Origin of the sequence: Acinetobacter puyangensis, from assembly GCF_900096995.1 — a bacterium.
Classification (GTDB): domain Bacteria; phylum Pseudomonadota; class Gammaproteobacteria; order Pseudomonadales; family Moraxellaceae; genus Acinetobacter; species Acinetobacter puyangensis.
Genome location: NZ_OANT01000001.1, coordinates 649365 through 671593, shown reverse-complemented (window position 1 = coordinate 671593; position 22229 = coordinate 649365). Strand labels below are relative to the sequence as shown.

Annotated in this window: 20 protein-coding genes and 1 pseudogene; 6 read left to right on the top strand and 15 right to left on the bottom strand. The window is 33.0% G+C overall.

What is annotated here, in order from left to right:
• Positions 1 to 4 precede the first annotated feature (4 nt).
• The 10 genes and pseudogenes from CRO21_RS03150 to CRO21_RS03105 form a co-directional block, all read right to left on the bottom strand.
• The gene (locus tag CRO21_RS03150) at positions 5 to 2065 is read right to left on the bottom strand and encodes a hypothetical protein (protein ID WP_213064397.1); all 2061 of its coding nucleotides are present in this window, start codon (positions 2063 to 2065) and stop codon (positions 5 to 7) included.
• Positions 2066 to 2590: 525 nt separating this feature from the next.
• Positions 2591 to 3178 (bottom strand): Uma2 family endonuclease, encoded by a 588-nt coding sequence (locus CRO21_RS03145; protein ID WP_097077865.1) that lies wholly within the window; start codon positions 3176 to 3178, stop codon positions 2591 to 2593.
• A gap of 43 nt (positions 3179 to 3221) precedes the next feature.
• Positions 3222 to 3791 (bottom strand): dCTP deaminase, encoded by a 570-nt coding sequence (gene dcd / locus CRO21_RS03140; RefSeq protein WP_097077864.1) that lies wholly within the window; start codon positions 3789 to 3791, stop codon positions 3222 to 3224.
• A gap of 41 nt (positions 3792 to 3832) precedes the next feature.
• The gene (locus CRO21_RS03135) at positions 3833 to 4120 is read right to left on the bottom strand and encodes a type II toxin-antitoxin system RelE/ParE family toxin (RefSeq protein WP_171293970.1); all 288 of its coding nucleotides are present in this window, start codon (positions 4118 to 4120) and stop codon (positions 3833 to 3835) included.
• A complete protein-coding gene (gene relB, locus CRO21_RS03130; RefSeq protein WP_097077862.1) occupies positions 4107 to 4298 on the bottom strand; it encodes a type II toxin-antitoxin system RelB family antitoxin in 192 nt (63 codons plus the stop codon). The genes CRO21_RS03135 and relB overlap by 14 nt, the downstream gene beginning before the upstream one ends.
• 56 nt (positions 4299 to 4354) lie before the next feature.
• Positions 4355 to 5041, bottom strand: a complete 687-nt coding sequence (rpe, locus tag CRO21_RS03125; protein ID WP_097077861.1) for a ribulose-phosphate 3-epimerase — start codon at positions 5039 to 5041, stop codon at positions 4355 to 4357.
• A 74-nt stretch (positions 5042 to 5115) separates the two neighbouring features.
• Entirely contained in the window at positions 5116 to 6111 is a 996-nt protein-coding gene (locus tag CRO21_RS03120; RefSeq protein ID WP_171293969.1) for a M48 family metallopeptidase, read from the bottom strand.
• A gap of 18 nt (positions 6112 to 6129) precedes the next feature.
• Entirely contained in the window at positions 6130 to 7266 is a 1137-nt protein-coding gene (locus tag CRO21_RS03115; RefSeq protein ID WP_097077859.1) for a YjgN family protein, read from the bottom strand.
• 195 nt (positions 7267 to 7461) lie between these two features.
• The gene (locus CRO21_RS03110; protein ID WP_097077858.1) at positions 7462 to 8931 is read right to left on the bottom strand and encodes an AlbA family DNA-binding domain-containing protein; all 1470 of its coding nucleotides are present in this window, start codon (positions 8929 to 8931) and stop codon (positions 7462 to 7464) included.
• Between the two features lie 64 nt (positions 8932 to 8995).
• A pseudogene (locus tag CRO21_RS03105) lies at positions 8996 to 9394 on the bottom strand (alpha/beta hydrolase-fold protein); the annotation flags it as partial.
• 98 nt (positions 9395 to 9492) lie between these two features.
• Here CRO21_RS03105 and CRO21_RS03100 point away from each other — a divergent pair.
• Genes CRO21_RS03100 through CRO21_RS03080 form a run of 5 tightly spaced genes read left to right on the top strand, consistent with a single transcriptional unit; the run spans position 9493 to position 15387 of the window.
• The gene (locus CRO21_RS03100) at positions 9493 to 10875 is read left to right on the top strand and encodes a tyrosine-type recombinase/integrase (RefSeq protein ID WP_097077856.1); all 1383 of its coding nucleotides are present in this window, start codon (positions 9493 to 9495) and stop codon (positions 10873 to 10875) included.
• A 5-nt stretch (positions 10876 to 10880) separates the two neighbouring features.
• On the top strand, positions 10881 to 12677 hold the full coding sequence (locus tag CRO21_RS03095; RefSeq protein ID WP_097077855.1) for a hypothetical protein: 1797 nt from the start codon (positions 10881 to 10883) through the stop codon (positions 12675 to 12677).
• Positions 12670 to 14670, top strand: coding sequence for a site-specific integrase (locus CRO21_RS03090; RefSeq protein WP_097077854.1), 2001 nt, complete (start codon positions 12670 to 12672; stop codon positions 14668 to 14670). Before CRO21_RS03095 ends, CRO21_RS03090 begins: the two co-directional genes overlap by 8 nt.
• Complete coding sequence (locus CRO21_RS03085) at positions 14663 to 15079, top strand: hypothetical protein (RefSeq protein WP_097077853.1); 417 nt, start codon at positions 14663 to 14665, stop codon at positions 15077 to 15079. The genes CRO21_RS03090 and CRO21_RS03085 overlap by 8 nt, the downstream gene beginning before the upstream one ends.
• Positions 15080 to 15090: 11 nt before the next feature.
• Positions 15091 to 15387: a hypothetical protein gene (locus tag CRO21_RS03080; RefSeq protein ID WP_097077852.1), complete on the top strand. Its 297-nt coding sequence runs from the start codon at positions 15091 to 15093 to the stop codon at positions 15385 to 15387.
• A gap of 30 nt (positions 15388 to 15417) precedes the next feature.
• Here CRO21_RS03080 and CRO21_RS03075 read toward each other — a convergent pair whose 3' ends face one another.
• Positions 15418 to 15627 (bottom strand): helix-turn-helix domain-containing protein, encoded by a 210-nt coding sequence (locus tag CRO21_RS03075; RefSeq protein WP_097077851.1) that lies wholly within the window; start codon positions 15625 to 15627, stop codon positions 15418 to 15420.
• 87 nt (positions 15628 to 15714) lie between these two features.
• Here CRO21_RS03075 and CRO21_RS03070 point away from each other — a divergent pair, with 87 nt between their 5' ends.
• On the top strand, positions 15715 to 16203 hold the full coding sequence (locus CRO21_RS03070) for a hypothetical protein (RefSeq protein WP_097077850.1): 489 nt from the start codon (positions 15715 to 15717) through the stop codon (positions 16201 to 16203).
• 51 nt (positions 16204 to 16254) lie between these two features.
• Here CRO21_RS03070 and CRO21_RS17600 read toward each other — a convergent pair whose 3' ends face one another.
• The 4 genes from CRO21_RS17600 to CRO21_RS03050 are packed head-to-tail and all read right to left on the bottom strand — an operon-like array spanning position 16255 to position 22223.
• Positions 16255 to 19368, bottom strand: coding sequence for an AAA family ATPase (locus CRO21_RS17600; RefSeq protein WP_213064389.1), 3114 nt, complete (start codon positions 19366 to 19368; stop codon positions 16255 to 16257).
• Positions 19368 to 19910 (bottom strand): ABC-three component system middle component 1, encoded by a 543-nt coding sequence (locus CRO21_RS03060; RefSeq protein ID WP_097077849.1) that lies wholly within the window; start codon positions 19908 to 19910, stop codon positions 19368 to 19370. Before CRO21_RS03060 ends, CRO21_RS17600 begins: the two co-directional genes overlap by 1 nt.
• Positions 19894 to 21162, bottom strand: coding sequence for an ABC-three component system protein (locus CRO21_RS03055; protein WP_097077848.1), 1269 nt, complete (start codon positions 21160 to 21162; stop codon positions 19894 to 19896). Before CRO21_RS03055 ends, CRO21_RS03060 begins: the two co-directional genes overlap by 17 nt.
• Positions 21159 to 22223, bottom strand: a complete 1065-nt coding sequence (locus tag CRO21_RS03050) for a ComEC/Rec2 family competence protein (protein ID WP_097077847.1) — start codon at positions 22221 to 22223, stop codon at positions 21159 to 21161. The genes CRO21_RS03055 and CRO21_RS03050 overlap by 4 nt, the downstream gene beginning before the upstream one ends.
• Positions 22224 to 22229 lie beyond the last annotated feature (6 nt).

Below are 22229 nucleotides of genomic sequence, written 5' to 3'. Positions count from 1 at the left end.
TCTCCTACAATCCTTTGGTGGTAATTTTCATATGCTGGATTAACATACCATCAATAACAACTGAACCAAGGTTATTAGAAGGTGATGCAGATATTGTTGATTGATATGTTGGTGCAGGATTACTGGTCCAAGTTGTACCGCTAAAATTTGCACCTGAACCTGTCGTTGCGTCCCAAGTAGGCAGAGCATTCCAGGCAGGAACCACAGGATTTGTCTGTCCGGTAACACTTACAGCGCCATGATTGGTCGTTGGATTATATTCACTCACAATACTTGGCACATTAAAAGAATCTACATTCTGCCATGCAACATTCGTATTGTTGAATTGATAACAACCGCCATTTGTTTCATTACAATTATTTGTGGCAGCCCAATTCCCTCCTGAAGAATTAATATAATTCCAGCGATTATTACCATTACGATTGCGGGTTTGTTGTTGCAATTGATAATAATATCGGGAATAGGCGGCTGTACTAGAAGATGACAATGCACCAAAAGATACGCCGATAGAATCTTGAGTCGTTGTTCCTTTAAATGCAGTCATTAATCCTGTATTTGGGTCATATTCGGTAGTACCTATACTTATACTACTATGTGTCGCATTATTACCCTGATAAGTTTTCACACCATTAATTTCAATCGGTGTTCCACAGGCATAAACATTACAGGTTGAACCCTTGTATTCACTGGCTGTTGCATCACCTAAATAACCTGAATAGGCAGTATAAATCTGTTTATAAATATCCGCTTTATTCGGAATAGCTGCTAGTTCCAATACTAGATTATTGCTGCTGGTGTCTTTATTTAAAATTAGAGGTTGGTAAAGGCTTCCCAGAACCAAATTAATATTGGTGCCATATAAGTGCAACCCTTCATTTGCATCAAAATTTGGTGCATTTACAGCATTAATCGCCGGCGAATCCAAAATACCTTGGGTAGCACCTGTTTCCCTTGTGCTTAAACGCAAGACACCGATATCTTCCAATGAAGGCATCGTCCATGAACTTGCGGAATAATCATCACGTGTATCCAGAGTACGCAGTCGATATAAATTAGCAGGATTTGTATGTGCTCCACCACTTGAAGCGCCTGGGCGTCCTAAATAAGTTGTTGTATAACGCATCGTTGCTACATTATTTACAGCTCTGGTCACTGTACTATTGGTACGTGAGGCTTTTAGGTTTCTTGTATCACCACTATTAAAACGTAATACGCCTGCTAGCCCCAAAGTATGGTTATATGCCGTATCTTTAGCATTACCACTGGTTGCTATACCGGTTGCACCACCTAAAGTCTGGAATAAACGAATGTCACTACCATTAATACTTAAACCATCCCAGATAACTTGTAAACGTAAGCGATTGGCTCGATTGGGATCGGGTGTACTAGTATAATTATAATGATAACGAGTTTCATCCGTTGCCGATTTTCGTGGATCTAAAACAAAGGCATCTGCCCACATCGCTAATTTCAGATTATAAGCATCTGCACCTGTTTCACCAGAGCTTGGAATATTGTTGATCACATTTTTTGAACTATCTGTATAATCCAGTGTATATAAATGATGTAATGGTGTTTCTAAAGCAAGATACGTCACACTATCTGTGCCAGTAGGGGCAAAGTTAGGTACATTATGTTCTGTTTCAACTTTAAATAACCACGGATTATCTGCGGTCCCCCAAGAGCGTATTATTGGATCAACAGCATTAAGCCGTCTATTTAAATCACCATCGCCTTTCGAAATCGCTAAACCATATAAGTAAACATCTGCTTTACCAGCCCCAGATTGTGCAGCTTGTGTGGTTAAAGGCCCAACAGGAATAAAATTAATATAGCCAGTATCATGTGTGCGGTCAGTTAATATTGTTGTCGTGCTTTCTGTAGCACCTACGTCAGTTCCACGAAATAATATCACCGAATTTTCCGGTAAAAACGCAATCCCTTCACCCGTCGCATCGGCAAGTGTGGCATCATCCAGCTTTTCCAGTGCAAAAGTTGCAGACGTAGCAGTGAGTAATGCTACAGTTAAAGCAGATAATCTTAATGACACAGATAAATAGCCCATCATAAGCTTACTCGTCCTATCTAGATGCTTACACATCTGTTGTACATCCTGTGTGATGATTATTGTTGTATTACATCACTTCACTTAAATAACTGAGAACTCTATCCCAGTTTTTACTTACTTTGCATTATGCGATGATCAAAAGCAATATGCCACAAACGTTTTGTTAAAAATACTGTTTTGTGGGTTGAATTATTAAAATTTTCGATTGTTTTTCATAAAGATAAAAAAGATAACCGTTTGTCGGGTTTCGTACTCATCCAATAGTGAAACTCATATAAAACTGCTACACCATATCCCTGATCAACTTTCACCTTAATACTTTCGGCAAATCCCGACATGATTTGCCTTTAGGATGATTTCCTGTTGCTCTGGAGATATTGATCATCAAACCACCATGCTGTAATGTACCACCAGCCATGGCATAGGCTTCACCATCAATATATTCATGGCGAATATTTATCTGTTGTTCTAATACAAATTATTTCTATTCTATATGAAGCTAGTGAAATCGATAAGCAAAATTCATTCGCTTTCCTCCTGTTTAAGCAACCACTCCTCCATATCTTCATTTTTAACTCGATAATAAATTTGAGACACCGTAGTTTCGAGACCAATTGCGGGAATTTGTACCGGATCATCCAGATAAAAATGTTCCGATTGCCAGCCATTACTGCGTCGCTGGATTTCTATATCAACAAAGTCTTGCTCAATCAGAATATATTCCTGTAAGGTCGGTATTTTTAGATATTGTTCCCGTTTCAAGGTTTTATCATATTGTCGTGTAGACTTGGATAATACTTCAACAATAATTGTAGGATTTTCGGTAAAGTATTCATTGTCATCCTCACTACAATCCACCATCACATCAGGGTAAAAAAAGTTTTTATTCACTTTAACTTTAATGTCTGAGGCATAAGGCTGACACGATTTTCCTCTCAAATGTTGCTGTAATAGACTCAGCATATTCACAGCAATAATATTATGATTTTTCTTTGTACCTGCCATGGCATAAACTTCGCCATCAATATATTCATGGCGAATATCCGCAAGCAACTCTGCCTGAAGATATTCTTCTTCAGTCATTTTATGGTGTCGATATGCCAGATTCATGATGTCATACCTCTTAGTGTCTAGCCTTTAGACTAATCAAATTTTAGGCTTTAGGCAAGGTTACACCCGTCTGTCCCTGGTATTTCCCGCCACGATCCTTATAAGAGGTTTCGCACACTTCATCACTTTCAAAAAAGAGCATTTGTGCCACACCTTCACCCGCATAGATTCGTGCCGGTAAATTGGTGGTATTGGAAAATTCCAAAGTGACATGTCCTTCCCATTCCGGCTCAAGTGGTGTCACATTCACAATGATACCGCAACGTGCATAGGTAGATTTACCCAAACATATGGTGAGTACATTACGCGGAATACGAAAATATTCTACTGTTCTGGCTAGAGCGAAGGAATTAGGTGGAATGATGCAAACATCTGCTTCAATATCAATGAAGCTTTTTTCATCGAAATGCTTTGGATCGACAATTGCAGAATGGACGTTGGTAAAGACTTTAAATTCACGGGCACAGCGCACATCATAACCATAGCTTGATACGCCATAAGAAATGAGTTTTTCACCTCGCTCATCATAACGAATCTGATTAGCTGCATAGGGTTCAATCATGCCATGCTTTTCGCTCATTTCACGAATCCAGCGATCTGATTTGATTGCCATTATTGTTCCTGTTTCTATATTCAATTTTGTATTTAAGATGCTTAATCCATTGAAAATGGATACTGTTTACTCGTATGCAGCACATTCACAATTTGAATGCTCGAATTTGTTATACGGTAAACCATCACATATCTAGGGTGTGGAATTTTCTCACGTGTACCAAGCTCACGTCCAGGGCGGCCAGTATAAGGTTGATCCGGAATTTTTTCCGCAGTAACCTCAAATAAATCTGTCATATCCATTGCAGCTACTGGATCAAATTGTGCAATGTAAGATGTTATTTCAATCACATCCTGAACTGCGCTCTCCAGCCATTCAACCGTTAGCACGCTCGGCAATCCTCTTTTTTAGTTCAGCTCGAATACGAGCCATCGCCTCATCGTGTGGAATGGAAGGACGTGGGTCAGCAAGTGATTTTCTTACTTTTGCACGAAACCATAGATCATATTTTTCTGCATCATCAGAACTATCAAACTCAGATATAAGCGGATCAAAAGTCGTATTCATTCTATATCTCCATAATTATGGAAGTCCATACTTTAAATTAACATATCTATGATCATTTAGGTAGTAAGACTGCCCACTTTGGCAAGCTCACTGCGCATTTGGTCAATCACGGTTTTATAATCGGGTTTACCAAAAATCGCTGAACCAGCCACGAACATATCTGCACCCGCTTCTGCAATTTCTCGAATATTACCGGGACCTACCCCACCATCAACTTCCAGATGAATATCCCGACCGCTTGCATCAATAATTCGACGTGCCTGACGCAATTTATCCAACGTTGTCGGGATAAATTTTTGTCCGCCAAAGCCCGGGTTGACACTCATCAATAAAATCTGGTCAACTTTGTCCAGCACATAATCCAGATAATGTAATGGCGTTGCCGGATTAAAAACCAGCCCAGCTTTTGCCCCACCGGATTTGATCAATTGTAAGGAACGATCAATATGTGCTGATGCTTCTGGGTGAAAGGTAATAATGTCTGCACCGGCCTCAAGAAAATCACCAATCATACGATCCACAGGCGATACCATCAGATGGACATCGACGGGTGCTGTAATGCCGTAATTTTTGAGTGCCTTACAGATATGTGCACCAAATGTCAGGTTGGGGACATAATGATTGTCCATCACATCAAAATGGACAACATCTGCACCGGCTTCCAGTACTTTTTCAACATCTGCACCCAAACGGGCAAAATCGGCAGATAAAATGGAAGGTGCGATTAAATAAGGCTTGGACATGATTCACCTGACAATGCAATATTGGCATCAGTATAACAGAATCACATGGTTAAATTAATGCAAGCCATATCAAATCAAGGGGATTGGGCCTCTATTTGTGCAATGCGTTTTGCCGTGGTCGGATGACTGTGTAAAAAATCACTGGCTTCCTGATCTTCACCACTTTCTTGACTTAAGCGTTGTAAAAAATCGGCTAAATATTGAGGTGAAACGTTCATACGTCGCATTTCGGCAATGGCGTGTTGATCTGCTTGTAATTCAAAACTCTGGGAATATTTGGCAGAGACCATTGCCAGTGGCAAACCACCTAAAATGTCCGAGCTATCCCCTGTCAACGCAACATATAAAATGGTAATCCCCAGACTTTGTAAGGCTTGTTGCAAACTATGCTTCTCATCGAGATGGCCCTGTTCATGTGCCAATACACCGAGTAACTCATTGTCACTCTTAGTCAGTTTTACCAGTTCATCGGTCAGGATAATGGTGCCATTCGGTACAGCCAAGGCATTGGCATGGATAAAATTGCCACCTTTACGAAAGACAATGGTTGCTGGTCGAGTGGCTTGAATGTTGTTTTGATAAAGGGCACGAATCTGCTGCTGTCTTTGTGGCGTTAATTCGCTTTTTTCGGTTTGATCAATGATAAATTGCTGTGCCTGATTGCCCAAAGTATTCAGCGTTTTTTCTGGTAACTGCATGGCAATTTCATGGGCTGCAAAAGGAATTCCCCATTTAAATGTAGTCACAACCACCACAATCATTGCGACAAAACTTACCGCAATCCAGCGCCAACTGCCTTCAATTTTATGCACACGTTCAGATAATTTACGTTGCTTTAACTGCAACCATTCCGGCACATCAGCAGTTAAAAACTCAATACGGGCATCATTGGGTAACTCGATCACAGGTAAAATTTTACCGAGTGCGCCGATATAGGTCATCTGATCGAACGTATATAATTTTTCCTCATCGCCATAACGCACGATTGCACCCTGCGGATGCGGCAAAAGCTCTGCCAGATGAACATGGTTAATTTTGCCATCATAATAGTGAATCTGTGTGCTTGTCATCATGATTATCCATCACCATTACAGGGAAATATCAAAATCGAAAATATCAGCAACTTCTTCACCTATGGCATTGTAATCTTTCTGCGCCATATTGATCAGATGCTGTGGATCATCATTAAAGGTTAAACTCAATGACTGAATTTTATACCGGTAAATCCGTACCATCGCCCAAGCATAAAGTAAGCCGATACTAAAAATAATGGCAATGCTATTGCTCATTTGAATCCATGCAAATTTCCATGGATTAATATCGGTCTGCATCTGGCTGGAACCTACCTCAACATTTGACCAAGTTGCTTTAAATAAATAACCCTGAATCAATGGTCCCAGATAAAAAATCGCCAGAATATATAAAATACCGGCCAGTCCAATAGCAATTTCTGGGGAAAATCCGGTGAAATAACTAAAAGCAACCAAAGCGATGGCAATGATCATCAAAACCATAAAAGCTAGACTAGGTAATAAGACCGCAACAAAAAAATCGCCTGCTTCTGCTTTGAGTTTAAACTGTAATTGGCCCACATATAAATGATTAAGCTGATAGCGCTTAAACCATAATAGTGCGATTGGATATAAAATTCCCAAACTTAGTACAGTAATGATAACACAGCAAAAAAATACCCAATAGGTATGTTTCATAGACGCTGAAAAATAAAAACGGCTATTTTCATACTTACTATTTCTTGCCTTAAATCGAGTACTGGAACGAATGAGCCACGGCACACACAGCATAATAACGATAAAAGCAATGGCATAAATTTCAACTGATAATTGAGATACCAGAATAAAGATAAAATATAGCCCCAATGCAATTAAACGACCAACCAGAATTCGCACCGGTATACCAGTAAAATCAAATTTGCGACGATTTAGGTAAGTGTTACCATAAAAATAACGCAGACGCCGAACTTTTGCCCAAGGCGCATAAAGTGTTAGGGTGATAATGGTGAGAAATAAATTGGTAATCCAGATTTTAAAATATTCCAGCCCTGTGCCACGAAAAGCAAAGCGCCAGATTTTGCTCAATTCAACATGATCAAATGCTGGAGGAATTGATGTGGAGTCAGGCAATTGTGGCGGAACAGATTCACTTGAACCACCATGATTTGACAATGGATCATTAGAAACAGGATCATTTAAACTATCGTTATTCATTTTATAAAACAATTATTGTTAAAGAAAAACAAGATTCTAAACGATCCAATCCAAAAAGAAAAATGGATATTATAAATAATTCTCATTTCCTTTTTTCAATAAGACATTCATCATTATTTCCTTAAAGCCTTCTCATTCAGTTGCTGGATTTAAGTTGTTGTTATCACTACTGATCATTCGTGTTAAATAAAAAACTTATGTTTGTACATCAAACTTTTTTTTAATTTCCCAATAACCACGCGTACTACCCACACGCTCTAACCAGCCTAAATTTTTTAGATTTTCTAAATGTTTTTTAACTGCGGAATCATTAATGCGTAGCTTATCAGCCATTTCTCGATATGAAATTTTACGGTCTTGTTGAATTAGACCCAAAATTTCCTTCTGTCGTTCTGTCAAATGATTTTGTTGCATTGAGCCACTTATTGAGCCACTAAAATCTTCAATTGATCCACCTATTGAGCCACTAAAATCTTCAATTGAGCCACCTATTGCATCTTTAAAATCATTCTTGATTGTCTGTATTTTCGGACGATATAGCTTCACATCAAAAAAATCACCAGTTTCCACAAATTCAGGACTTCGTAAATTTTCTGCTTTACACATTTGTTGAATCCGCTGAATACCACTACCCCAATGCTCAATATAACCTAACTCTCTAAATACCCTCGCCAAAACACGGTTACGAATTTCCGAACGGCCTTGTAATAAATCGACTTCGGTTAAACCATTCGGTAATCCGCCTGGTGACACAATATTTACCAAGTCATCATATATAGCAACTTTAATATTACGTCCAAAGTTACTGTAATCCCGATGAATATAGGCATTAATTAAGGCTTCACGAATGGCACTCTCCGGAATTTCCAGATAATCGTGGCGCTTTAATCCTCGAATTTCAGCACGTAAAGATAAATGATTTTTGATAAAAATTTCAGTTTGAGTGAGTTGTAAAAATAAGTTGCCTGTATATTCTTTTCGGTCTAGGAACACACTCATGTTTGTGCCCTTGAAACGGGCACATTGTGTTACGACATGTTCATATTCACCGAGTAAAATAAGCAAACCATGCGTAGCAAAATATGTTCCTTGTTCTTCGACTGCCAGTTTTAAATTAAGCAGTTTGTCTAAATTCAGGGTTTTATTGACTTCCTGAAATGCTTCTTCTAATCGCGTTAAATCTAATTTTTCTAAAGGGTATTGATAATTCACCAACTCATCAAAGCTTTTATTTAAACGCTGTAATTCAAGTTGTTGAATATATTCAGCCGATGCCACCCGATTATTTGCACCGAGACGAATATAAACACCCTGTTCACGCCCAAGAGGTGCTAAATAATAAGGCATTAAACTACCCCGCGCTACGTCAACTACCAGTAACTCTTTATCCATAATATTTTCAATATAGATATGTGGTAATAGACTTGGACGACACAACTCATCAATCATTGAGCTGATTTTGTCCTGCAACTCGAAGACATCATCGCTGATTCCCACTAATTCCAGATCATCAGTCACACCAATAATCAGCTTCCCACCATTACCATTGGCAAAAGCAATCAGCGTTTTGGCAATTTGTTGTCCTTTCGGAAGTTGTTGTTTAAATTCCAGAGTTTTACTTTCACCTTTTTGTATTTCTAACCACAAAGGATGCTTATTGCTCATCACCTGCCTCCTTTTAATTTTTTTAATCCAAGTCGTGAAGTCAATCAATACCCTAATCTATTCATCACCTATTGAGATACTTTACATGGTGCTTTAAATGATCTTCAATAAAGCTCTGGATAAAATAATAACCATGATCATAACCGTCATGATAACGTAGTGTTAAAGGCTGCCCGACCTGATCACAAATCTGTTGCAGTTTTTCTGGATGCAGTTGAGCATAAAACTGATCATTTTTACCCTGATCAACCAAAATGCTATCAAATTTTTTACCCTGCGCCTTGATCAACTCTACCGTGTCGTGCGCTTGCCATGTGGTTTGATCATCACCGAGATAATGACTAAAGGCTTTCTCCCCCCATGGACATTGGGATGGTGCACAAATCGGTGCAAATGCAGACACCGACTGAAATTTTTGCCGATATTTAAATGCCAGTGTCAGTGCGCCATGTCCGCCCATGGACAATGTACTTTGTGTAGTATGCTTCTTCAACGTGCTGTAAAAACTATATGGAATTTATAGCATGTTGTAAATAGATACTATTTAGTGAGTGGGTAAACATGAGCAAAAAATTAGAGCCGTATTTTTCCAAATCTAAAGCCCATATAAATTTTATAAAAGAATATCGTCCAACCTATTTTGACTCCATAACAAATAGCTTTGACCAAATGGAAAGTATCTATTGTCCAAGATTTCCGTCATTGATCAAAAGTGACAATACTGTATGGCATTTATCTTCAAATTATTTCAATCACTTACTCATCGATGAGAAAAAAAGCACAGCTCTATTAGAGTCTGTTGCATCAGACTTAATAGATTTTTTAAGATTCTTAGAGGAAAATGAATTAGATATATTGCACCTCCCTCCTAAGCCTGAAAAAAGAGTGACTTATCAATTTCATACATCACTTTTGCAAAGAATAAGACTTGGTTTAATTTCACCAAGCACTGCTCGTCAACGGATGAACAGAATTTTACGATTTTATGATTTCTTAATTGCAGAAAATGTATTTACTCCTGATGAATTAAAGAATCGACCATATGAAAAAATTAAAACCTATGTGTCATGTATTACTTCTTCAGGTGATATTTATACAAAACAGGTAAATAGTTCAAATCTGAAAATTCGGCATAGCCCTAATCCTCGATATGGAAATGAAATTATCGATGGTGGAAGACTTCATCCACTTTCTACGATTGAACAACAAATTTTTCTTCAATATTTAGAACAATATAGTTCTAGAGATTTTCAACTTATTTGCTATATAGCTCTATACACTGGGGCAAGATTACAGACTATCTGTACGTTAAGAGCATTTCATATAAAAGAGTTACTTACTAAACAAATGCCGAATAGTGTTGATGATACCTACAGCATTCGAATAGGCGGAAAATCAATTATTGATACCAAGGGTGGCTATGAACACAATTTGAAAGTACCAGCATGGTTAATCAAAGATATAGTTCAATATTTAAGCTCTGAATCTTGGAAGAAAAGAGCATCACAGAGCCTTTATAAAGTTGAAGATGAAAATTACGTCTTTCTTACTAAACATGGAAACCCATACTACACATCCATCAAAGAAATTGAGGATCGTAATCTTCAATTATTTTCAAAAGAAATAAAGTCTTCAATACATAGAGGTAATGCAGCCAGACAAGCACTGACTAAGTTGATTGATCTAATGCACAAGAATAAAGAAGACATAAAGACATTCACTCTACATGATTTACGTGCAACTTTTGGAGTCAATCTACTTTTATCTGCCTCAAAGCATGTCAATGATATTGATAAAATTTTACCGTATATACAAAGCCGAATGGGTCATCGAAATATCATGAGTACAATTCACTATGTTAGGTACATTGCTTATTCACAACTCAATACCGAGATGGACAAAAAGTTTGAAGAAATACTATTTAACTATCAAGGGATGAATTAAAAATCATGTTTGAAGAAAGAGACATTAAATATCTGTTCCCAGAAGATTATGACGCCCTATCTACTTCTTTTTTGCCTAATGTCGTTTTAAAATTAAAAGTTGTTGGAAAAATTTCATACTTAGATTTTGGTACAATTTTTTTTCAAAATCATACAGCAATGAATAGACAAACACATTACGCGTTAGTTGATAAAAAATCATTGTTTATAGAGTTAATCTCGCCTTTACATGAGTATATTTTAGATATGACTCAAAGGTATTCTCATGCCTCAATTAAACATTATTTTAAAGTGATTAGAAGTGTAATTAAAGAACTCTACTCTCTTTATGGTATATTTGAATTACAGGAAAGGGCTCAAGCATTAGATATATATAGAGACTATACACAATATTTAATTATGGATCGAGCAACCAAACTTAAAAATTCGATTACAGATCTTGGTCAATACAATAGAAAACAACATGTTTTTGCAGAAATCTTATCAAGATCACTAGAGATTAATATTAAAGAAGTAAAAAACTCTTATATAGAAATTGCATCCAAGCATAAAGAACATAATATTCCTGTTGACGAATATAAATTTCAAAATTTCTTCGAAATAAATAAAACAATTTTTTTAACTTTTTCTGACTTTTTAATTAACAAAAAGAGTCTACCAATTCATTTAAAAAATGAAAAAAACAATATTGATATTTCATTTTATGAAGTATTTAATAACAATAAAATAGAACAGAATAATATAGATAAGATTAATCAAAATAATGCAAAAATTTCGAATTTAGCAATCACGGCATTTATAAACTGTTTTGTATCAGCATCAGCACTAAACACATCACAAATATACAATTTGAAAGTCTCTGACGTAAAAGATTTACACTCTTCAACAAAAGGGATGAGAGTTATTACCACAAAACCGAGAGCTGGCTATAAAAATATTGAATTAACTTTACCTTTGAAATTTCGAAAAATATTATTAGATTATTTAAACTTTAGAGAGTGGATAATAAAAAATTATAATTTTAATTACAATACAGATAAAAGTGAGAATTTACTTTTTATAGGTTTAAATAATACTAAAGCAGTTTATAAAGAAAACTTTATTATATCTTATTCTGAAAATCAACATAATATATTTAGGACATGGTTTATAAAACATTTTCATGAAATAGAGTGGATTCCCTTATCAAAGTTAAGATCCACTATTGCAAATATTTATCATAATGAAAGTAAAAATCTAAATATAGTTGCCAAAAAATTAGGTAACACTCCACAAATCGTTGCTAGCTCATACAGTGAAGCTACAGAATTTCAAGTCTTAGATGAAATGAGCAATACTTTTCAAAGTATCGCTACTTCAGCACCTATCATCTCGAAGAATATTTCAACTATAAAGCTAAATTTAACTGATACCTTAAATACTGACATGGGGCACTGTTTTTCTAAGATACCTAAACTTCATAGCATTTATCAAAATATTGACCTAGATACACCCAATTGCTCAAACCCAATTTCATGTTTATTTTGCGAAAACTATGTCATCCATACAGACAAAGAAGATATTCATAAGCTTTTATCAGCTAAAAAAGTTTTTGAAATGGCAAATTCTAACCAAAACTCAGAAAATATTTTTCTTGTTATTCAAAAAATAAATGATGTTTTGGATTCTATTCTTAATAACGACCCCAAGAATGAACTAACTATTATGCTTAGTTCCAAATTAATAAGCACTGGAAAATTAAGCCCTTTTTTTAAAATTATGCTCAATACACTTACAGATTTAGGTGTGAATTTTTATGAATAATATTCCTGCTATTGCAGATACATTTGGTGCATCGAAACAAGAATTTAATCACCACCCTAAAAATGATACCGTCATTAGCTTAGATCAATTAGGAAAACCACTTAGCTACTTCGAAAGTGAAATTTGGGAATTGGGTTGCTACGCACATAATTACACTGACCAATCTGAAATTAATTTTTATCTAGACCACACATCCCCCCAAAAATATACTTTGTCACATCAAATAAAAATTGTTTTATTTTATTTGATGTTCTCAAGAAAAAGACGAGATAACAATATTACATTGAAAACTATCCAAGGTAATTTCTTTATCATTAGAAAAATTGCATATTTATGTTTAGACTTCAATTGTGATTTTACAAGCATAAAAAATAATGGAATTTTTCTAAAATCTTTAAAAAATCATTTATCGGAATTAAGCTGGGAAAGTAAAAAGAAATATATAAATATATTAAATTCAATTAATAAAGCAGGTATGCTTTATCAGATTGATAATTTTGGATTTAGTGAAAAATATATTCAAGAAATAAAAATAGCTCAGCATTCTGAAATGAAAGAACACAAGCAGACTCTTTTAATTCCATCTAGGATTTATGGTCAGTTTATTGACAGTGGCTTAAAATTCTTTGATGAAATACAGCCATTTATGAATGGAATTCATAATTTGGTTCGTGAGAATGACTTTCATACACATAAAGAAGGGAATAATTATCGTCACAAACCCAAAATATTTAAAGCAATGCTAGAAAAGCACGGACTAACCGAATTAAGCGAAAAATACGACATGAGGTTTAGTCAACGTGTCTTATTCTTCATCCAGTCTATTCAAAATTTAGGTGCCTTTCTACTACTGTGCTTTAGCGGAATGCGCCGATCAGAAGCATTAAATTTAAATTATGTATCGTATCAGGAGATAAAAAGAAGAAATCTACCATCGGCATGGATTTTAAAAGGAACTACTAGTAAGTTTACTCAAGTTGGAGCCGTCGCAACGTATTGGGTTTCATCTAATGTAATACTCCATGTTATTGATACATTACGGAAACTGACAAAAATACATCAATCATGGTGTGCTAAACGAGGAGTCATTTCACATTTAGAACTTGAATCGTATCCTCTGTTTCCATCATTTGCGATTAAGCATGAAAAATCATTCCATCCCATTTTTGAGATGCCTTTAGGCGGATTTATGGAAGATCATTATTCAATTTATAGAGCGATAGATCCCATCATTTTCACAGAAGATGATTTACATGAGTTAAATATCTTTAATCCATTAATTAATTGGTTAGATGACTATAAACTTGAAATTGGAAAACCATGGAAGTTTACTAGCCACCAGTTTCGCAGATCTTTGACGGTATACAGTGCTCGAAGTGGTTTAGTGAATATTCCAACACTAAAACGGCAATTGAAACATATCACTTATGATATGACGCTGTACTACGGCAAAGACTATATGAATGCTCAAAATATCATACAAGATCAAAACCTTTCAGATAGTGAGTATGAGTCTAGTCTAATTAAAGAATATAGAAATCAAACCTTATATGAACAATTATCTGATTTCACAAAGGATGTAGTACAAAAAGATACGCCTTTATTTGGAGGTGAAGGTACTAGACTACAAGTACTTAAAGATCAAAATAAAGCTCCTGTATTTTTAACTGATAAAAAACAGACCGAAAAGTATATTTTTGAAGGAAAAATTGCTTATCGGAAAACAGTTCTGGGTGGATGCTCTCGTACTTCAGGTTGTAATAAGTTAGGATTTTCTTATATTACAGCATGTATCCCCTGCTCTTATTCAATTTTCAACGAAGACTCCATTGATGCTCTGGAATTAGCAAAAAACGCATACGCTAAAATTGCTGATGAAAAATTAAATACAAACGAGTCTTTGTTATATGAGCAGTACATGCAAGAAGTCAAAGCAGTCGAACAACTTCTAGAAAAACTTCGTAAGAAATACATTGAGGTAAAAAATGTCTAAAGCTTTGGTGAATCTTAATGAAGCGCTGAATCGTCTAATTGTAAATACGCCTATTAGAGTACCTAAAGGCTCAAAAATCAATAATGATACGGTAGCACTAGAAGCTGGTCTGAAAAGAGGTGCTGTAAAGCGCTCTCGTCCTGAACTTGCAGAGTTATTAGATAATATTAGGGAAGCTGAAGCAAAAAGACTTGGTAAGGAATATAGTAAGAAGAACTCAAAAATTGTAATGCAAAATGAAGCTTTAAAGCTCAAGCAGCAATTAAAAGAACTTCAGGAAAAATATGATGTTCAACTTAGCCAAATCAACTCTTTAATTTTCGAAAATCATAGGTTAAAGCGAGAAAACCAGTTCCTCAATGAGGAAAATGATAATAAAATCATAGGCTTTAAGATCAACAAAAATTAGAGGTATTCTTCATGAAAGACTGGTTGATTAATGAGTTTTATACATTTTTAGAAATTCTGCATAGACGCAAAACTATATTGCTTTTGCCTTGTTTTGGCATGATTTTATTTATTTTTCTAGACCAATGGATGCAACATTTTCTTTTAGAAAAAGCTAATCAAACACCAAAGTCTATTATTGATTTCACCCCTATTTTCGTAAAACATTACGAAAAAATGCGATGTATCGCTTTTTTCGAAATAGTTCTTGTTGGTAGCTTCTTATGGGCAATTAAAGAATATTTAAAAATGAGAAAAAGACATTATTAGAACTGAATAGATGCTCAATTGAAGCATGTGCTAAGGTATTAAACTCTTTATATCTACGTTCAATACATGGGCAATCTGAGCCAATTTTTCGACGGTCACACTCACCTCTCCTCTTTCAATTCGCCCAAGATAACTACGATCAATTATTGTCAATAATGCTAACTGCTCTTGGCTTATTGATTTATTTTTTCGAGCCTCTCTAATTTTAGAGCCAATCGACAAGGCTAATTCTGTATTCATAGTTGATAACCATAAATACAAGAACTATCAGGAATTGAAGTGTTTTAATCCACGGACTATAATCCTCATTATTTATCAAAGATTGGCATGAACTTAGAATCTTTACCACTTTTTTCTCAAGTTATGAGAGTGTTATGTAGCTATCGAATCTCAGAGTTTCAGGTCAGTGATATATTTAGTAAAGTTATACTTTTAGGGGTAGAAAACAATAATATCAATTACCAAAATGTCTATCGTTTAGTTCAGCGACTTGTAAAAGAAGGATATTTGATAATTAATAATATTAAAAATCCCTATACAACATATACAGAAACAGATGGAATGATGAATCTCAGAGATCAATTCTGTATAGAGACAAATGATACAATTCTTGAACTTGTAAAAGAACAAAAACAACTTGAATTAGTAATTTTAAGCCTTAGAGAAGAGGTTGATATTTATGATGAATTGAAACGATGCTATCCTGATTTACAATTTAAAATTGAGCAACTTAAGCAAATTAAAACTAGAGAGATCCGTCTTATAAAAAATAAATATAATGCATTAAGCTCTTTAATTAGCTATCTTGAAGAGTAAAATTCACGAATATAAAAGAGTCAACTTGTAAAGCAAGCTGACTTTACATTTCTAAACTTGTTGTTCAACTACTCCATAGCTACTAAGTCTAAAAAATTTAGAATTAAAAAAGTGAGTTGGGACTTTCTTTTGTAATAAACGATAAAAATTCTCATCATGTGTAGAAATAATTATTTGCTTATCAAATCTCAAAGAAATACTTCTTAGCAAATCAATTGTTGAAAGTATATTAATGGAGTCCATAGCCTGAATTGGATCATCAATTAATATTAACTTTAAGGCATTTCCATAATTATCTTTAGCGTGAATCGCACGAGAGAGAAAAACACTTAAACTAAGTATATTTAACTGAGCCGAACTAAAATAAATAATTGGAGAAATTGTTTGATCTTTTTCATCTTTGATTAGAATATTCAAGCAAGGCCTATCTAAAACTGAAAAATCAGGTTCAAAAACAACTTCCTTAAAATGTGGATGCGGATCAATTTTTTTATAAATTGAATTAATTAAATCAGTATAAAAAAAAGATTTAATATATTCAGACAAATACCCAACAACATTTCCAAGCTCTTTAGACAATTTATCATCTACATTATTATATTTAATTAACTCACTATCAATTCTACTTAACTCCTCCTTCAATTTAAGATTATTAGAATAAGGTTTAATCGATGCAATAAGCCCCAATATAACATCAAACTTAGAACTTAAATTTCGAGCCAAACTCATCTCTAAATCAATACTATTAACAGCATTATCAATAAATTCATCTATTTTAGAATAATTATTATCATTTGATTTGTATTTTACTGCATTACAAAAAGAATTTATATATAAGTTTTCACTAAAAATTAAATTCTTCAAATCATTAATTTTTAAATTTAATTCATCTAAAGATATCCAATTTTTACTTTCAATTAAATTTTCCTTCAACAAATTACATTCACCAGAAATATTAAATAACTGTTTATTGAGATGTTCTTTTGTACTGTAAAGACTTTCAACTTTATCAGCATAAGAAGATTTAAATAAATCAGCACTTATATTCTTTGATTTCAAATATTCAAAAACACTATAATAAGAATAATTAATTCTGAGATTGGCAATGTTATTGAAAATTAAAGACAATTCATTATCATGTTTTCCAATATCATCTTTTAACTTAGATATGCTTTCTCGAAGAGATCTAACTCTATTTTGCTTTTCCACAAGAGTCTTTTTAAAAGAATCAATTTTAGGCTTAATACTATTAATAAAATCATTAAGATCCATATAATCCAAATATTTCAAATTATCATCATAATCAATTTTCAATTTAGACATCAAACTAATAGAACTATTTATTTTAATACTTTTCTCATTTATTTTTTTATTAATTTCAACAAGTCTACCATTTAAAAATCCTAATTTACTGTTTTTAGATTTTTCAAACTCCTTTAAGTTTAGATTCAACATTTCCTCAATATTATTTTTTTCCTCTAACAACTCAGCCATTTTCACTGCATTTGAATGTGCTAGTTCAGTAACTAAATTATTAGTTTCAATAAAAGTCTTTAAATCACTATGTGTATTGTGCTTGTGCTGACAAAGAGGGCATATACTTGTCTCATTTAGAGCAACATATTCAACTCCTAGTAATGCTATTTTTTCAGCAATATTCATTTGCTTACTTAATGATGACTGTACTTCTTTTACATAGTTTTCAGTATGCTCTATACTTCTTAATTTAGAAATATTTTGATAGAAACTTTCAATGGTATCATTATTAGATTCTATTACTCCAATATTATTTGAAATAACTCCATTAATACTGATATCAAAGTTCAATAATTTCTCCACCTCATCATCTAATACTTTCTTTTCCAACTTGAAAGAATCTAATATTTTATTATCAAGACTTATATCGACATCTAAGGAGGAAATCTCAACACTTAAATCTCTGGACTTTATAAACTTTGATTCGGAATTATAAAATTTTTCCTCTAAGTTGTGAATGTCTCTATTTAAATTTAATATTTCAGCCTCATTATCAATTAAAAGCTTACTTAATTCTTCGTTTTTATTTTCACAGTTTAATTTTTCTAATTTCTTTATTTCCAATTCTTTTAATTTTGACTGAATATTTTTTTCAATTATTTCATATTGATTAATATTACCATACACTTCATCAGTTTTAGAAATTTCACCAACAACTCCCTCTAGATCTTTTGAATATACTAGATAACTATTATACAACTCATTATATTTATTTATTTTATCAAATGATGAGTTTAAAACATCTAAATTACGACTCATTTCATCCAAACCAACTAATTTAGACTTAAATTCATTTAATTTAGACTTGGATTCAATATAAACTATTTTTACTGATTCCAAATAACTAAGATTTTTTTCAATTTCAATTTTTCTTCTATTAGAAATAGAAATTATCTCATGTTCTAGGGTTGAATCAAAACCATTAGTTACCAATGGTAAAGTCTCACCTGACTTATTGATTTCACTTACATAACTATTATACTCATCAAAAACATTTTCATTAATAGGAATTTGAAGTTCCTCTAATATCAACTTCCTCTTTGTATTAATATCATCAACTTTCTGTTTATTTTCATTTATTAAAATTGTTAATTTTCTTCTTAGATACTCCACATCACCACAAAAATCCTCCATAAAATTTTTATATCTATTCTCAGGTTTTATCTCTCGAATAAATCTATCAATATTATCTTGTGACAATACTACATTTCTAAAAAAAATATATTTTTTATCAGTATCTGATTCATTGAATTTCAAATCCATAGAATCAACTCGGGGCTTTACCCAAGGTTTATAAAAATTCCCTATTGTAGTCTCAAGCGATACATATGTTTGTATATTTGAATCTACATCTTTATTTCTTAATATAATTTGTGGAACACCATCTTGTTTTGTAGATCTTGCAGCTTGTTCATTATACTTTCTATTATTATCTGTTATATAACGTGATATATTCCCTGTTACACCCCATTCAACAGCATCATAAAATGAGCTTTTTCCAAAACCATTTGGTGCATATATTGCAATAAAATTTGAAACGTCATTTTCATTTAATTTGAAGTTAAATGTACCATCCCTCTTAGTTTTATATGCTCTAAAACCTTGTATTTCAACTTTTTTTATTTTCATTAGTTTAATATCCTGAACAAAACATTGAGTACATTACTTCTTATATTTTTAGATTCTTTTGTAGAGTCTAATGGTACATCTTTAATTAATTCATAAATACTCGGATTTATAAGGGTTGAAACTTCTGCACATAAACTTTCACTATTAATTAAGTACATATCCTCTCCAAGTAACTCAATATTAATTAATTGCTCAACTTCTGAAATTGTTGGTAATTTTACAAGTCCATCCAAAATAATTTTTCTAGCTGAAAACTTATCATTTTCAATTCGATACTTCTCATTAATAGGTATTTTTTCTTCATTCAAAAAAATTAGATAAGTATTCCACCTAGCATATTCCCTTTCAGACTTATAGTTTAATGAGAGTATACTTTGTACTTCACTCCATCGAGTAATAGTATCTTTAATAGAATTGCTCCAGCATACAATACAACTAATAAACAGTTTGTCTTCTATATATGATGAATAAAGCTCAAATTTAAATTCTTGAAACTCGGAGTCTAGAAATTCAACTTTTTTCGGCTCATTTAATAATTTCATAATATGATCCTTTAAAGAAATTAATCATTTCACGAGGTTTTAAATCTCTATACTTATATTCATGTTGTGAAACACAATGATTATTTAATGTTTGTAAATGTGTAATCACCAAATTTTCATAAAGTTTTTCATATGTATTATCTATTTCATCTCCATAACCATCTAGAGGAATTTGTGAAATGTCATCTACAACATCAGCTAAAGTTTCTTTATGAGGATATAACATTGCATGTGACTCTGGAGAACTAATAATCAAAGTCCCTTTATCAATAAAAACACTTTGTGCATAAATTAATATTTCTTGTAGTTTGCGAGTCCAATTTTCAGTTGAATTATAATAAAGCAATCTTCTTTTTCCATCCAAACCATTTAAATAGTTTTCATCTGCTATTTGAGGAGAATCTACAATCAAACATATAATTAAAAACTCACAATATGCTATCCATAGTTCTTTTTCTTTTAAATGCTCAATATTTTTCGTTAGTAGTACTAATTGTTCATTGTATCTCTGCATTATAATATATGGTGATAAACCATCTTTAATCAAATTTTCAGCAATATGATTTAAATAGGATTTAAGTTTTTCAACATTCGATGACTTTACAACATTAAATTTAAAAATATCATCTTTAATTCGTGAAAAACACTCTAAAAAACTTGGAATCATTGGTGGAATTTTATAATTTTGGATAATCTCATCAAATAAAGCTAAAGAGTTACATTTCAACCTACCAAAAAATTCTTCTCTAATAGTTCCATCCATTCTATGTTCTATACCGATTAAATATGCATTATCATTCTCTATAAAATATACACCTCCTCCAGACATTCCCATAATTATGTCTTGACCAGGAATACCGTCAGCACTCAAAACAAATTCATTATTTAAGTGTTCTACAAAAGTTCCATTCTGATGTCTAATTTTATCATCTGCATTTCGCCTACAGATCGGATATCCAACTAAAACCAATGAAGCTAAATCAGGTAAGCTTCCTATGTAATGTGTCTTCTGCTTAATATCAGGTTGATAATCAACAATCAAAATTGCGCAATCTATTTTATCATTTTCATGTTTAAAAACGTCTAAAACATTAATATATGATCCATCTATTCTCTTTACCACATTACTTTCTAAAACAGCATGTTTTGCAGTTAAAACATACGTATAGTCTTCTGTCATGGCATTAACTAAAACACCACTTCCATCATTAACTATTACACTATTTACTGTCATAAAATCATGTCTGTTCATATTTTTAGTCCACTAGATTCATCGAACTCTACCAATATATCTTTATATAAATCTTTATCGCTTTCATTTAAAATCATCTCCTCAATAACATTTTTATAATTAAACCAAATTAAACTTTTATTATGGGTTTTTATTATTTTTGAAATAGTTTTTTTACTTGCTGAACCTTTTTTTCTTGCATTTGTTGAAATAAGAAAGTTCCCAACCTTAAGAGTATTAAGTAATTCTATACTTGTATTATTTTTACTTGCATGGTGTGATACTTTCATTATTTCTACACTTAATTTATTATTTTCATCATACCCTAAATTTTTTAGACTATTAATTATTGTTTTATTATGAGCATCACCTAAAAATAATAGTTTTTTTTCGTCAGCTTCTAGTATAAATGCTATTGAACTTTCATTTGCTAATGAATCATCTTCTTCAAAATTTTCATCAACTAGCAAATCATTAAAAGTCAGGTGATAATCATTTACTACACCTGATGTCTCAGCATCACTTTCTTCTTTAGGCCAAATACATACTAGTTTTCTCAATACTTCTTTAGTTGGTGATAATATTTTAAATGTAAAAGGACCAAATTTAGTTTCCTCTCCTGTTGTTAATATTGGTACGAGTTCACATCCAATTCTAAGTAATAATTTTTCTAAAGTTGCACCTTGATCTGGTGTTGTTTGAGCAGTATCGCTGGCAATCAATATATTATTTTCTTTAATTTCTTCACATTCAAAATAATTAGTTATAGCTAATGATGAGTTAAACCAAACTTTCTTCACCATTTCTTGTAAGTAACCCTCAGTTTCAAATCCTCTAATTAATCCTCCAATATGGTCATCATCAAAATGGGTAAGTATTAGAAGATCAATGCATTGTTTCTGTTCTTTTAATTCATTTAACAACTTACGTAATGGACCTTCAACACGTTGACGATGCCCTTTACTAAAGGTGGTTTTAGTTCCACCATCTATTAATATATTATATATCTTATCGCCATCTACATGACTTATTAAAAAACAATCCCCATGATTTGCTTGAAGCATTCTAATATTTATAGGCATATTCGA

Excerpts from the sequence above, each read along its gene's own strand:
- CRO21_RS03150 (WP_213064397.1), bottom strand. The coding sequence starts at position 2,065 with ATGGGCTATTTATCTGTGTCATTAAGATTATCTGCTTTAACTGTAGCA.
- CRO21_RS03145 (WP_097077865.1), bottom strand. The coding sequence starts at position 3,178 with ATGAATCTGGCATATCGACACCATAAAATGACTGAAGAAGAATATCTT.
- dcd (WP_097077864.1), bottom strand. The coding sequence starts at position 3,791 with ATGGCAATCAAATCAGATCGCTGGATTCGTGAAATGAGCGAAAAGCAT.
- relB (WP_097077862.1), bottom strand. The coding sequence starts at position 4,298 with ATGAATACGACTTTTGATCCGCTTATATCTGAGTTTGATAGTTCTGAT.
- rpe (WP_097077861.1), bottom strand. The coding sequence starts at position 5,041 with ATGTCCAAGCCTTATTTAATCGCACCTTCCATTTTATCTGCCGATTTT.
- CRO21_RS03120 (WP_171293969.1), bottom strand. The coding sequence starts at position 6,111 with ATGACAAGCACACAGATTCACTATTATGATGGCAAAATTAACCATGTT.
- CRO21_RS03115 (WP_097077859.1), bottom strand. The coding sequence starts at position 7,266 with ATGAATAACGATAGTTTAAATGATCCTGTTTCTAATGATCCATTGTCA.
- CRO21_RS03110 (WP_097077858.1), bottom strand. The coding sequence starts at position 8,931 with ATGAGCAATAAGCATCCTTTGTGGTTAGAAATACAAAAAGGTGAAAGT.
- CRO21_RS03100 (WP_097077856.1), top strand. The coding sequence starts at position 9,493 with ATGAGCAAAAAATTAGAGCCGTATTTTTCCAAATCTAAAGCCCATATA.
- CRO21_RS03095 (WP_097077855.1), top strand. The coding sequence starts at position 10,881 with ATGTTTGAAGAAAGAGACATTAAATATCTGTTCCCAGAAGATTATGAC.
- CRO21_RS03090 (WP_097077854.1), top strand. The coding sequence starts at position 12,670 with ATGAATAATATTCCTGCTATTGCAGATACATTTGGTGCATCGAAACAA.
- CRO21_RS03085 (WP_097077853.1), top strand. The coding sequence starts at position 14,663 with ATGTCTAAAGCTTTGGTGAATCTTAATGAAGCGCTGAATCGTCTAATT.
- CRO21_RS03080 (WP_097077852.1), top strand. The coding sequence starts at position 15,091 with ATGAAAGACTGGTTGATTAATGAGTTTTATACATTTTTAGAAATTCTG.
- CRO21_RS03075 (WP_097077851.1), bottom strand. The coding sequence starts at position 15,627 with ATGAATACAGAATTAGCCTTGTCGATTGGCTCTAAAATTAGAGAGGCT.
- CRO21_RS03070 (WP_097077850.1), top strand. The coding sequence starts at position 15,715 with ATGAACTTAGAATCTTTACCACTTTTTTCTCAAGTTATGAGAGTGTTA.
- CRO21_RS17600 (WP_213064389.1), bottom strand. The coding sequence starts at position 19,368 with ATGAAAATAAAAAAAGTTGAAATACAAGGTTTTAGAGCATATAAAACT.
- CRO21_RS03060 (WP_097077849.1), bottom strand. The coding sequence starts at position 19,910 with ATGAAATTATTAAATGAGCCGAAAAAAGTTGAATTTCTAGACTCCGAG.
- CRO21_RS03055 (WP_097077848.1), bottom strand. The coding sequence starts at position 21,162 with ATGAACAGACATGATTTTATGACAGTAAATAGTGTAATAGTTAATGAT.
- CRO21_RS03050 (WP_097077847.1), bottom strand. The coding sequence starts at position 22,223 with ATGCCTATAAATATTAGAATGCTTCAAGCAAATCATGGGGATTGTTTT.